At 34.4% G+C, this 12,972-nt stretch carries 9 protein-coding genes; 1 reads left to right on the top strand and 8 read right to left on the bottom strand.

The window, feature by feature from the left end:
- Position 1: 1 nt before the first annotated feature.
- The 8 genes from ACFFGA_RS10855 to ACFFGA_RS10820 all read right to left on the bottom strand — a co-directional run bounded on the left by ACFFGA_RS10855 (position 2) and on the right by ACFFGA_RS10820 (position 9,326).
- Positions 2-1,417: a nuclear transport factor 2 family protein gene (locus tag ACFFGA_RS10855; protein WP_386063737.1), complete on the bottom strand. Its 1,416-nt coding sequence runs from the start codon at positions 1,415-1,417 to the stop codon at positions 2-4.
- 3 nt (positions 1,418-1,420) lie between these two features.
- Complete coding sequence (locus tag ACFFGA_RS10850) at positions 1,421-2,473, bottom strand: sensor histidine kinase (RefSeq protein ID WP_386063735.1); 1,053 nt, start codon at positions 2,471-2,473, stop codon at positions 1,421-1,423.
- Positions 2,470-3,630 carry an FIST signal transduction protein gene (locus ACFFGA_RS10845; RefSeq protein WP_386063733.1) on the bottom strand — a complete coding sequence of 387 codons (1,161 nt, stop codon included), beginning with the start codon at positions 3,628-3,630 and terminating at the stop codon, positions 2,470-2,472. Before ACFFGA_RS10845 ends, ACFFGA_RS10850 begins: the two co-directional genes overlap by 4 nt.
- Positions 3,631-3,632: 2 nt before the next feature.
- On the bottom strand, positions 3,633-4,796 hold the full coding sequence (locus ACFFGA_RS10840; protein ID WP_386063730.1) for an FIST signal transduction protein: 1,164 nt from the start codon (positions 4,794-4,796) through the stop codon (positions 3,633-3,635).
- A gap of 3 nt (positions 4,797-4,799) precedes the next feature.
- On the bottom strand, positions 4,800-5,939 hold the full coding sequence (locus ACFFGA_RS10835; RefSeq protein ID WP_386063727.1) for an FIST signal transduction protein: 1,140 nt from the start codon (positions 5,937-5,939) through the stop codon (positions 4,800-4,802).
- Positions 5,940-5,955: 16 nt separating this feature from the next.
- Complete coding sequence (locus ACFFGA_RS10830) at positions 5,956-6,264, bottom strand: EthD family reductase (RefSeq protein ID WP_386063724.1); 309 nt, start codon at positions 6,262-6,264, stop codon at positions 5,956-5,958.
- Positions 6,265-6,279: 15 nt separating this feature from the next.
- Positions 6,280-7,419, bottom strand: coding sequence for an FIST signal transduction protein (locus ACFFGA_RS10825; RefSeq protein WP_386063721.1), 1,140 nt, complete (start codon positions 7,417-7,419; stop codon positions 6,280-6,282).
- A gap of 296 nt (positions 7,420-7,715) precedes the next feature.
- On the bottom strand, positions 7,716-9,326 hold the full coding sequence (locus ACFFGA_RS10820; RefSeq protein WP_386063718.1) for a nuclear transport factor 2 family protein: 1,611 nt from the start codon (positions 9,324-9,326) through the stop codon (positions 7,716-7,718).
- A gap of 310 nt (positions 9,327-9,636) precedes the next feature.
- Here ACFFGA_RS10820 and ACFFGA_RS10815 point away from each other — a divergent pair, with 310 nt between their 5' ends.
- Positions 9,637-12,882, top strand: coding sequence for a RemA C-terminal-like gliding motility protein (locus ACFFGA_RS10815; protein WP_386063715.1), 3,246 nt, complete (start codon positions 9,637-9,639; stop codon positions 12,880-12,882).
- Positions 12,883-12,972 lie beyond the last annotated feature (90 nt).

Raw genomic sequence — 12,972 nt, 5'->3', positions numbered from 1 at the left:
CTTATAAAAAGTGTCCTTTTGTTTTTTTGTATAATGACCAACATAAGTATCTATTTGCTTTTCGATGGCAGTACAGATTCTTGGAAATTTTATTATTAAAATAGGGAAGCCTATAGTTAGAAATAACTAAGCCTGTTTCATTTTCTCCACAAACGTAAGTATTGAGATCCTTTGAGCCTTGTATTTGTATTCCAATGCCAACAGCAGTAGCTGGAATATTCAACTCTTTTAATTTTTCGAAAACAATACTTATGACCTCATTAAATTCTTCGGTCTTGTGAACAGCCAAGGAACGTGAGCGGATTTTTTCTAATGCTAATTGTATCTCAACTTCCCGAGCTTGTTTTTCAGCTTTCTGTAAGTCTAGAAAACGTTGATGTGCTAAATCAAAAGCACCAGCAAATTTTACTAAAATATCAATGTCTTCTTTTGGTGGATTTTTTACGACTCCTGGTAAACTGTACCCAATTTCACCATGTGTAGTGCGAGCCATAATGAAGGTTAAACCACCAATATGCCTGATGTCATCTTCAGTAGGTGCTTGTGGATCTATATTTTGAAAATCGCCAAGTGTCACCATTTTATGGACATAGTCTAAAGCGTCGTCAACATTCATAGCATGTACAACAGTTGGCTTTTTACTTTTTTCCCATTTAGCTAATTGAGGAATATCACCATGGATATGCCTTGGTAGTTTCATTACAAAACCAATTTTACTACCATCACCAGAAGTCATGGCTTTTTCATAGGTTTCTGGTAACCACATCATATGCCAGAAATAATGCGCTTCATGCCCAAGTTTGATAAACTCCTTACGCATCGAAACCACAATATCCAACAAGTCTGAAGATTCTTTCATGGCGACAGCTTGTGCACGAATGCGTTCTAAAGCGGTTTCAATCTCTAATTCACGATTTTTTTGTTCAAGCTCAATTGTCCGCTTTTGTACAGCTTTTTGAAGCTTGATGTTTTCGGCTTTGATGGCATCAACTGCGAAAGCCTCACCTTTTTGTGTTTTGGAATCTGGGAAAGAACCATGTTGGTGTAAAACGATCCAACCTGTATCTTGTTTTTGTATGAGTGATGACAATCTGATAGGCGCATAGAAAGTCCACTTTTTTCCATTTTTTATATAGAGGTCACCAAGTTCATGGGTCATGATATAAGGATCGTAAGGAATAATTTGAACAGTTTTGTTGCGAACAACAGCATTGCCAACCATTTGGTCTAAAACTTTATTGGTGTAATCTAAAATCTCTCTTTTACTATTCCATATTTCCTCCTGATTGGTACCAATATTTTTATAATCTTCAGTTATAAACGACTGCCACTGCATAAGATTACCTTCAAAATAGGTTTCCCAATACTTTTGTAAGAATTGTGTTATTTCTGTTTCTATTTTTTTTGTCAGTTTCATTAATTAGAGGGTTGTTGGTATCGTGATTATAAATTTGGTGCCTTTGCCTTCTTCTGTTTCAACATTTAATTCGCCGCCATGCGCTTTAATAATGTCATAGCTTAGGCTTAGCCCTAATCCAGTACCTTGACCAGTAGGTTTGGTTGTGAAAAAAGGCTGGAATATTTTGGCTACAATATCTTTAGGAATGCCGTTTCCATTATCTTCTACAGAAATTTCAACGCTTTGATTTATCTTTTGGGTATGTACTGAAACGGTAGGTTGATATTCATTTTTTTTAATGTCTGCCTTAGTATGTAAACGCTGGTTACAAGCATAAAACGCATTCGTAATGAGGTTTAGAACCACGCGTCCAATATCTTGAGGTACGATGCTTTGCTTACCGATAGAGTCATCATATTTTGTTTCTAATTGCGCATTGAAGGATTTATCTTTAGCTCGTAAACCATGATAAGCCAATCGTAAGTATTCATCTACCAACACATTGATGTCGGTTGCTTCTTTTTCACCAGAATTTTTCCGACTATGTTGTAACATCCCTTTGACAATACCATCGGCTCGTTGTCCGTGGTGATTTATTTTTTCTAAATTTTCTATGACATCTTGGGCAATGGCATTGACTTCTTCCATATCGCCATTTTGGATTTCTTCCAGCATTTCTTCTAATAATTCTTTACTGACTTCAGAAAAATTGTTGACGAAGTTGAGCGGATTTTGAATTTCGTGAGCGATGCCAGCCGTTAATTCACCCAAACTTGCCATTTTTTCGGATTGAATTAATTGTGATTGTGCAGCTTTTAATTCTTTTAAGGATTTTTGTAAGGCTTCGTTAGAATCTTCAATAGCTTTTCGTTTTAGTTCAAGCTCTTCAATCGTTTCTTCTAATAAGATAGCTGTGGTGCGTTTTACTTTTTCGGTACGTTCTAATTTAAATTCCGAAATCAGTAAATCTTTATCTGCGCTTTTAAGAGATTTTAATAAGGCAGCTTTGTCTTCTTCAGAAAGATGATTTAAGCTTTCAATAAAATCTTGAATATGTTGTAGGTGTTGATTCATTCTTTTTCTTTAAGTGTTACCCAACAGCAGGCTCCTCCATGGAAATTTTGTCTTCCGTTTAAAACCCGTCCAAACTCACCATAGGTAAAAAAGCCTGCCATTGGTGTGTTCCACAATTCGGCTAGTCCTTCATTTTCATCGGTTACCATAGGACCAAGAATCGGTTTTCTACCACCACAAGAAAATATCAAGAGCGCATCTGCCTCTGTACCTAAATCTGTTTTTAACTGGGTAGCTTTTTCAATGACTTCTTCGACTATATCAAATTCTGGTGGTTGCGTGAACCAAAATTTTGTCCCTTCTTGCATTGGATTATCCATAACCAGCGCATTTGTTGCATGATCAATTTTTGTTGGTGATTTTATAACGGTTTCATTGTTGTCACGTTCTACTAAAAATGGATATTCTATTGCTAGATCCTCAAAAATCTTAAAATCTTTTTCGGTTATTTTATCTGACTTGCCCAAGTATTTTAGGTATAGCTCTACAGCAGATTTCCCATCTATTTCGAGGAGTAACTTGCCTTCACTTTTTGTAACAGTTCTTGCGATTCCCATTGGTTTCCATCCCGTAATAGCCATCCCATTCAGGGAAATTTTATCTCCATTTAGAGCAAGTGCAACGATTCCATAGTTGGATTCTTTTGTATTGGTAAAAACGAATGTTTCTTTTAGTGCCCAATCATCGCCTGCCATACCGCCAAAAAATAACTTTTCTGCTCCAAGCTGTTTTTCTAAACTTTTAACCAGTTTTTCCCCTTCAAAATGTTCTCCTTTTTGGTTGATGCCTGGACCACATACGATAAGTGATGGATTCGCAAATTGTTTTAGAGCGTTATTCGCCAACTTGGAAACGGCATTATCCATATTTCCGTCTTCCATGTTTTCAAACAAAACGGTATAGTGTTCCTTAGCTAATTCTAAAAGTAAAATGGCAATTTCTCCTTCAGTTTGATGACCATTAATGAATTCACCACATGATGTCGCACCAAAGACATCCATGTTTTTGGAATCCAATAGCTCACAAATGGCTTTTCTGTCTTGTTTTACAGATATGAATACTAAGGCAATTGTTGGTGCAAAACCATCTGTTAGACTATCTTCTAGTTTCTTTTTAATGTCTTCTGTGGATTTGCCACTTATGGATTTACTTTTCATATTTATTTCTCTTTTAAAGCAATAACGCAGCATGCATTGTTATGAAACTCATGTGTGCCAATTTTTGATTTTCCATATTCACCATAGGTAAAAAAGCCAATCATGGGAGCATTCCAAATATTTTGCACCTGTTCAATTTCTTCTTTTATTAAAGCGCCAAATGATAAATGCCTGCTTACGCATGAAAACATAATAAGGGCATCGGCATTTTGTTCTGTATTGTCTTTTATGCTTTCACATTCTGCGACCACGGTTTCTATAGCATCAAAATCTGGTGGTAAGGAAAATTTTATTTGTGATCCTTGAGGCACACTTCCTGTACAAATTAGTGAACGGTCTTTCTGATTGGCAAATCTTGTTGCTCTTATCACCGTGTCGCCATTGTCGCGTTCTAATTGCAAAGGATAATACCAAGAGTTTAAAAATGCGACGATTTCCTGGCTTTCATCTAATTTTACATCAACACCAAGATACTTCATCAATGTATCCAATGCTGGTTTGTTGTCTATAGTGTAAACGATATTACCTTCACTTTTTGTCACTGTTTTTGAAGTTCCGATGGCTTCCCATCCACAGGTTGCAATGCCTCTAACATCTATTTTGTCTTCATCTATAATGAGCGCAATAAGTGCATTGTCCTTGCTTTTTCCGTTGGTAAACACAAGTGGTTTTTCAGCTATTAAATCATCTCCTGCCATGCCACCAAATATGGTGACTTCGCTCTCGTTTGATGAGTTTCCATCACCAATACCTTGCATAATACCTTCAATAACGAGGTCACCATCTATAAATATGCCGCCTGTAGCTATAATTAAGGCAGGATTTGAAAACGATGCTTTTGCCGTGAAACCAAGTTTTTTTGCATCTTCTAGTGTGGTTGCTTGACTTGTTTCAAGAAATTCTAATTTGAAATAATCAGGATTTATATCAAGCAACATCATGACGATGCTACCTTCTTCAACATCACCATCTATAAACTCGCCCGCAGTTGTTGCTCCAAAAATTGTAATACCCTTTTGATCTAATAGGTCGCTAACGGTTTTCCAATTTTGTTGTATTGAAGAAAACACGATAGCTAAAGTTGGTTTAAAACCATCAGAAGTTGCCTTATCAATGTCTTTGATTAGTGCTTCAGTAGAATTTGCTTTTATGGTTTTAGATGTCATTGTTTATTTCTCTTTTAAAGCCACTACGCAGCATGTGTTATTATGAAACTCATGTTTTCCAGTTTTAGATTTCCCGAATTCTCCATAGCTAAAAAAGCCAACCATTGGAGCGTCCCAAACTTGCTTCACCTGTTCAATTTCTTCGGTCATTAAAATTCCAAATGATAAATGACGACTAATGCAGGAAAACATGATAAGTGCATCGGCTTCCTGTTGTCTTTCATTTTTTACATCTTTGCATTCGTCAATCACCTGCTCAATAGCATCAAAATCTGGAGGCAAAGAAAACCTGACTTTTGCCCCTTGAGGTACTGTACCTGCACAAATAAGCGAACGGTCTTCCTTATTTCCCCACATTGCTGTGCGCATCACTGGTGATACATTTTCTCTTTCTAATTGCAAGGGATAGTAAGCTCCAATATTAGTTAACACATCATTACCAGAATCTAAATCTATATCGAGACCGAGGTACTTCATCACCATATCCAGAGCTGGTTTGTCATCAATGGTGTAAACGATATTGCCTTCACTTTTTGTAACTGTTTTGGTGGTTCCAATAGGTTTCCAACCACAAGTTGCAATACCGTTGATTTCAATTTTATCTTCATCAATAACTAGTGCTACTAAACCATTAACAGCACTTTTATTGTTGGTAAAAACAAGTGGTCCTTGCATAGCCAAATCATCACCTGCCATACCTCCGAAAACAGTTACTTCTTTGCCAAAGCCTTGTATGATGCCTTCAATGATTTTTTCGCCATCTATATGCAACCAACCTGAAGCGATAATAAATGCTGGATTCTTAAAGGTGTTTTTTCCAGCGATGCCAATTTGTTTCGCATTTTCGTGGGTTGTATGCTCACCTGTTTCAAGGAATTGGATTTTAAAGTGCTCAGGGTTTATATCGAGTAGCATTATTACAATGCTGCCTTCTTCTATATCACCATCTATAAACTCTCCAGCTGTTGTAGATCCAAAAACAGCAATATCTCTTTTGCTTAATGCCTCACTTATGACTTTCCAATCTTGTTTTATAGACAGAAATACAACTGCTAATGTTGGTTTGAAACCATCTGAAGATGCATTATCAATTTCTTTTATAATGGTTTCTGTAGAATTTGCTTTTATGGTTTTTGAAATCATGTATTCTTATGAATTGTTAATCATTGTCGACAATACCCACAATCACATTTACTCCACCTGTAGCAAAATTTGATAAATCATCTGTAGTTGCTTGTCCTTCAGGTGAGCTCATGGTTTCTTGCATTTGTTCAGGGCTAGTAAAATATAGTTCTGCCATACGATAATAGTCAGCTTTTTGACCATCTGGAGTACCCATAAATTTGGTCAACTCCATTTTAGCAACACCTTCCATGGTTGCCGCTTGTGGCAAGTGGTTTTCACTATAATAGTTTTCAAAAGCTTTGGCATCTTTAGGATGACCATATAAAACAGTTAATTTTAGCATATCATTTCTATTAAATTATTTTTCTTTTAGTACGACACAGCAAGTCGTAAGGTTGTGCATTTCTAGATTTCCGCCAGTAGCACGTGCTAATTCGCCATTAGAGAACATACCGATCATTGGCACGTTCCATACATTTTTTACTCCTTCTATTTCTTGGTTCATTAACGGACCTAAGGATAAAATCCTACCAGCACAACTAAACACAACTAAAGCATCTGCTTCTGGCATTTCTGTATCTTTTAAGCTTTGAACTCCTTTAATAACTTTTTCCATGACATCAAAATCTGGAGGTAAAGAAAAGCGCACTTTAGAGCCTTGAGGCACAGTGCCACTACAAAGAAAGGAACGGTCGCTCCAATCTACAACCAAACCAGGACGCATTACAGGGTCACCTTTTTCTCTTTGAAGTTGTAGAGGGAAGTTAGCCGCTATCTCAAGCAATAGATTTTCGTTTTCTGGAGTAACATTTTCTAATCCACCATATTTTGTGGTAATATCTAAGACGGGAATATTATCTACAGTATAAACATGGTTGCCTTCACTTTTGGTAACAGTTCTTACTGTTCCTACAGCTTTCCAACCACAGGTAGCAACACCTTTGATGTTTATCTTATCCTCATCTAAAACTAAAACCACTGTACCCACTTTGCTTTCTTTGCCATTTGTAAAGACAAACTGATCTGAAAATGTATAATCATCTCCAGCCATAGCACCAAATACATTTACATCATTTCCAGTAATATCAGATATGCCAAAGAGTAATTGTTCGGCATCTGTTTCTAAATGGCTAGCTGCAATTAAAAATGCTGGTTTTTGAAAATCATTTATGGCTTTTGAAGCAATGTTTTGTGCAATTTCACGATAATTTTTTTTAGGATATTCTTCGAGATAAATGTTGAAATGCTTTCTTTTCATATCGAGCAATAAAATTGCTACAGATTCTTTTTCGGTATTTTCATCTATAAACTCTCCGTTGGTTGTTACTCCAAAAACTGAAATTTGTTTGTCGTCCAATAATTGGATAATTGCCTTGTGATCTTGCGCTATTGACAGAAACACAATGGCTAAAGTTGGTTTAAAACCATCGCTTAAACAATTGGTTAATGCAGTTTTTATTTCAGCAGTGGAGTGCCCTTTTATTGATTTTGATTTCATTAGTATATGAATAATACATTAATTTAGGTTTTAAATGCTATTAATCAATTTAGGGTAAAGGGATTGCTAAATTTAGTGAAAAATACAATGGATTCTAAATGAAGTGAATAATAAAAGTCACTTTTATTTTAGAATTTGTTATCTGTTTTTCATTATGATTTTGTTTTATCAAAAATGTTTTTGGTATTGGTTTATATACCAAAGTAGCTCCATAATGATTGGTTTTACAATGTAGGACATCATGGATAGTTGTTGGTGTGCTTATTATTGGTGTATGAAAAAATGAAATTGTTACACTATTGTACAAAAGTTACTTTAGAAATTAAACCGTCATTTACTTCGTAGATTGCTATGGCATAGAATGTTTTTCCGTTAATGACAACTTTTTCCTTATCAATAACTTTGTTGCCGAGGACTATTCTGTTTACAATTTCTGCGTTTAGGTCTGGTGTTTGCTGAAAAAATATCCCATATTCTGTTTTGAGTGCTGATTGCCCTTCTAGGGTAACTGTGTTTGGTAGTTTGTATAGCTTTATATCTTCACTGTAGGTTTTTATAAAATTTTTGATATCTCTTTCGTTGTATTTTTCTAATTGTTCATTGACAATAATTTCAGGATTTGAAGTGGTGCTTTTGTTTCTAATGAACGTCATAGATTTTATCTTATCATTATCAACCTTGTATATTGTGGCTTGCCTAACAGTTATATTATTAATAGTCACCAATTCTTCATCAATAACGATGTCGTTTAAAACCATTCTATTAAGGACTTTTACATTTGCTTTATCATAATTTTTAAAGAAATTTTTATAATTTTCTTTAAGTGTGTTAATACCAGAATACATATGTTCGTTTGGAAACTTACTTACAATAATGTCATTTGCAAAGGCATCAACAAATTCGTCTAATTTTTTATTATTAAAAGGCTCAATATGTTTTTGTACAATACTTCCTGCTTGTTGCTCGGTGAGTTGTAGGGTATTTGTCTGGCTGGTTTCTGAGGTATTTGATGTATTGGATTCTGAGTCTTGATTTGAGGTGGTTGGCTCAACCTCTCCTGCAATTAAAAGTTTTGTTGCATTACTGTTCAAAGCCATACGTGTAATATTTGTAATGCCATCAGCAGTTAAGTCTGCTACTTTTTTCCAATTATTATCGTGTCTTAAAGTTAGTTTGTACAAAATACCTCCTTTACCTGAAAGGATGGTGTTATTGCTTAACCAACAAATATCTTCTATACCTTCTATGGTATTGGCAATGAGTCTTGTTCTTCCTGTCAATGGATTAAGAGATCTTATTTGCCATTGTTTATCACTTTCTTTATATATGAAACTTACTAGGTTAGAATTAGGTATTTTATGAAACGAGCGTCCAACATTAGTAGCATATCTTTCACTTTTACCATCCAAAACATTAGTTACGTACAAATTAAGGTTTTCATCTTCTATTACAGCCGATACCACAGTGTCTTCATTATACCACGTGTAATAAGCAACTACTAAATCTTTAATAAGTTCAGTAGATTCTCCATTACTTAAGTTATATGAATACAAACGCTGTTTTCCATCTTCGTCTAGTCTTACAGCTGATACAGCATTTTTATTCGGAATCTTTAAAGGTGTATATTCTCCTCCCTGAGTAGAGTTTATAAATATTTTTGATTTGTAATTAATATTGTATTGTGCTATATCTGTTTGCCCATTTCTAGTAGATGCAAATAATATGTTGTCTTCATTTAAAAATGATGGTTGATTATCATAACCTTTATTATTAGAAATGTTATTAGCATTTTTAACTTGAATTTTTGAATTGTTTTGTTCTATATCAAAAAGAAAAATTTCGGTTTCTGATTGAGAGAAAACTATGGAAATAAATAAGGAGCATAGGATTAATAATAAATATTTCATCAGGTAGCAAGATTGATTTTTTAAATATAATAATTATCTGCGTTAAACATATTAGGATTCTCTTAATTACTAAAACAAAAAATAATATAATAATTAGATGTGATAATAGTTGAAGTTGTTGTAACTGTCTAACTAACTTGGTGTTACGCTTTGTCGGTAAGAATTGCAAAACCATTTCATTTTAACGAATTATTGAGTCATTGGTAGAGATAATTGTCTTTATAACTTTAAATGTTGAAATCTTTGAGTCCCCTCATCATCAGACAGTTGCCCCTCAAATCTGTTTGCAACATTAAAACTTAACCGAGTTATGAAAAATTTTACTTCTATTGTAAAGATGGTAATGTGTATTACCAGTTTTACCTTTGTTAACTTATGTTTGTCTCAAAATTCTGGCGTATGGACGGCTTCAGGTAGTGGAGCGAGTACAACATGGAGTACTACAGCAGGAGGTATTGGTATAACTGCTTCTGCTACAAGTTATGGATCAGGTACATCCTACACATTAAATGATTTTCAAACACATGATACTATGGGCTGTAATAACTCGGCTTATAGTGATGGATCAATTGTAGGCAACCCATCTTTAAGTATTAGGCATACGTTTCCTAATACGGCTCAAATCACTTTTAATTTTAGTACAGCTGTGGAGAACCCAGTTTTGCACTTTGATAGATTAGGTGGTGGCCAAGTAAGTAATAAAACTTCATCGTCACTTGTTAAAATACTTACTCCAGGAATTACTTATACCAGACTATCTGGAAATGACGTTCATTTTGAGTGTACTTCTACAACAGTTGGTAGAAAAGCTGGTCAAAGCTATACAAGTTTACCGTCAGAGTGTGGACCGCCTTTGGCAGGAACCGCTTCAGGTAGCGCACGTCTAAATGGAGTTTTTAGTACTATAACATTTGAAATATCTATGGATGCAGTTGGTAGTTCATCCAGTATAAACGATAGATTTGAAATTGCCTTTAGTGATGTAAGGAACTTAACTTTAGATTTTGATGGTGTGGATGATTATATCAATAGATCTGCCTTTTTAGGCAACAATTCTGAGGTTACTATGATGTCTTGGATTAAATTAGATAATGGTTTTGATGGAGGAGAGGTAATGGGTCAACGTAATTTTAGAATCTTTTTGGATTCTTCTAGAAGGTTAAAGACTTATGTAAGAACTAATGGAATTACCTTAAATAACATAACTACACCAAATTATGATGCTCCGGTTTTAGAAACAGAATTATGGTATCATGTAGCAGCACTCTATGATGCAAGTAAAGGCACTATAAAGTTGTTTTTGAATGGTGAATTGGAATGGGAATACAACCTTTTATTAGGTAGTGTTATTAATAATAGTTCGTCATGGAATTCTAACCATGATTTTGAGATTGGAAGAAACTCAGAAAACGATAACAATTATTTTGAAGGTTCTATTTACGAAACCAGAGTCTATACAAAAGCTTTAACTGACGACCAATTACAGAAACAGGTATATCAAGAAATTGAAAACAACTCAGGGCAAGTTAGAGGTGCAGTTATTCCTAAAGATATTGATGGTTTATCGTGGAGTGATTTAAAACTCTATTACAAAATGGATGTTCTTAATACAGGTAAAACACCAGATGAATCTATTAGTAATGTAGATGGTAACTTACATAATATGCGCACGTACCAAGATCGCACAGCACCATTACCTTATGTTACAAGATCTGGAGGTAATGGTGATTGGGATAACCCAGATAATTGGCTATACGGTAGTGTATGGGATATACCTAATAAGCATAATGCTTGCGCTATCATAAAAATAGCCGACGATATCACAACTGATATAGATCATTCTACTATTGGATTAATTGTAGAAAACGGAAAACAATTGACTATTGAAGGAGATTCAGGATTATTTAATTCATGGTATGTTAAATTAGATGGAAAAATTGATCTAGTAGATGAGTCACAGTTCATTCAGACAGAAGATAGTGATTTAGATACTGCCAGTTCTGGTTCTTTAGAAAAAGACCAGCAAGGTACTAAAGACCTTTATACTTATAATTATTGGTCATCTCCTGTAGGTGTTACAAGTACCACATCTAATAATACAAGTTATAAAATTCCAGATGTATTGAGGAATGGTACAAATCCAAGTGCTCCTACAGCAATAAATTTTATAAATGGTTATGATGGTTCAGTATCTGGATCTAATATTTCTATTGCAAAATACTGGATATGGAAGTTTAGTAATTTAGAAGATGATAACTATTCCTTATGGCAACAGATTGGCAATACAGGAACCATGTTGGCTGGTGAAGGTTATACTATGAAAGGAGTATCTAATACCAACGGCAGTGTTTCTCAAGAACAAAATTATGTATTTGTTGGAAAACCTAACAATGGTACAATAGAATTACAATTAGATGCAGGTAACGACTATTTGGTAGGTAATCCATATCCTTCAGCTATAGATGCAAGGCAATTTATATTAGACAATGGACCTTTAATTACAGGTAATGGTAATACTACAGGAACTTTATACTTTTGGGAGCATTGGGGCGGAGGATCTCATTTGTTAGCAGAATATCAAGGCGGTTATAGTACTTATAATTTGTCTGGTGGTGTGCCAGCAGCTTCTAAAGCAATTGCAGATGAAGATGTAGATCAATCTTCTCTTGTCGGAACTAAAACACCAGGACGTTACATTCCAGTAGGACAAGGCTTTTTTGTTATTGGTGAAGCAAGCGGAAAAATAGAATTTAATAATGGTCAACGTGTGTTTGTAAAAGAGGATAGTGGTTCTTCTGTGTTTTTGCGTGGCGCAAATAATTCAACTTCCAGAGCTAAAGTTAACACAGAAGAAAACAATGAAAATGGAGATAATAGAATGAAAATCCGTTTAGGATTCGACTCTGTAAATTCTATACATAGACAATTGTTAGTAACTGTAGATGAAGCAGCAACTATGGATTATGATTGGGGATTTGATGGTATATTATACGAAGATCAAATGGATGACATGTATTGGATGATTGATAATGAAAAATATATTATTCAAGGTATTAATGAAATAGACGAACAAACTTCGGTGTTGCCTTTGGGTATACATACTAATATAGAAGGTAATAATTCTATTACCATAGACAGTTTAGAAAATGTGCCAGATGAGTTACAGGTATTGTTACATGACATGGATTTGAATATCTATCATAACTTAAGAAATGGACATTATAATGTGTTTTTACCAGCAGGAGATCATTTAGATCGTTTTGAAATTGTATTTACAACACCAGAATCATTGAGTACAAACGACAATGATTTAAGTGAACTTAATTTGTATTATTCAATAGTAAGAGAAAAAGTAATTGTTTTAAATCCTAATAATTTAAACCTTAAATCTCTAGAGATATATAGCATTGAAGGTCAATCTGTATATACCAATAATCAGTTATGGGAAGGCAATTATGGAGAGTATGAAATAAACAATCTAAGTACAGGTGTGTATATCGTTAAGCTTAAAACCGACGAGAATGTAGAGGTTACAAAAAAGATAATAGTAAAGTAAATTTTTAATTTTTATATATTTTAGTTAGTAAGTAAAGTGCCCCAAAACAATATGTTTTGGGGCACTTTTTTATAATTTTCTTCATTTAAG

It is taken from the genome of Winogradskyella pulchriflava, assembly GCF_042434315.1.
Classification (GTDB): Bacteria; Bacteroidota; Bacteroidia; order Flavobacteriales; family Flavobacteriaceae; genus Winogradskyella; species Winogradskyella pulchriflava.
Note: the sequence above shows the minus strand (reverse complement) of the source record. Positions and strands in the feature narration are given on the sequence as shown.

Excerpts from the sequence above, each read along its gene's own strand:
- ACFFGA_RS10825 (WP_386063721.1), bottom strand. The coding sequence starts at position 7,419 with ATGAAATCAAAATCAATAAAAGGGCACTCCACTGCTGAAATAAAAACT.
- ACFFGA_RS10835 (WP_386063727.1), bottom strand. The coding sequence starts at position 5,939 with ATGATTTCAAAAACCATAAAAGCAAATTCTACAGAAACCATTATAAAA.
- ACFFGA_RS10815 (WP_386063715.1), top strand. The coding sequence starts at position 9,637 with ATGAAAAATTTTACTTCTATTGTAAAGATGGTAATGTGTATTACCAGT.
- ACFFGA_RS10845 (WP_386063733.1), bottom strand. The coding sequence starts at position 3,630 with ATGAAAAGTAAATCCATAAGTGGCAAATCCACAGAAGACATTAAAAAG.
- ACFFGA_RS10850 (WP_386063735.1), bottom strand. The coding sequence starts at position 2,473 with ATGAATCAACACCTACAACATATTCAAGATTTTATTGAAAGCTTAAAT.
- ACFFGA_RS10820 (WP_386063718.1), bottom strand. The coding sequence starts at position 9,326 with ATGAAATATTTATTATTAATCCTATGCTCCTTATTTATTTCCATAGTT.
- ACFFGA_RS10830 (WP_386063724.1), bottom strand. The coding sequence starts at position 6,264 with ATGCTAAAATTAACTGTTTTATATGGTCATCCTAAAGATGCCAAAGCT.
- ACFFGA_RS10840 (WP_386063730.1), bottom strand. The coding sequence starts at position 4,796 with ATGACATCTAAAACCATAAAAGCAAATTCTACTGAAGCACTAATCAAA.
- ACFFGA_RS10855 (WP_386063737.1), bottom strand. The coding sequence starts at position 1,417 with ATGAAACTGACAAAAAAAATAGAAACAGAAATAACACAATTCTTACAA.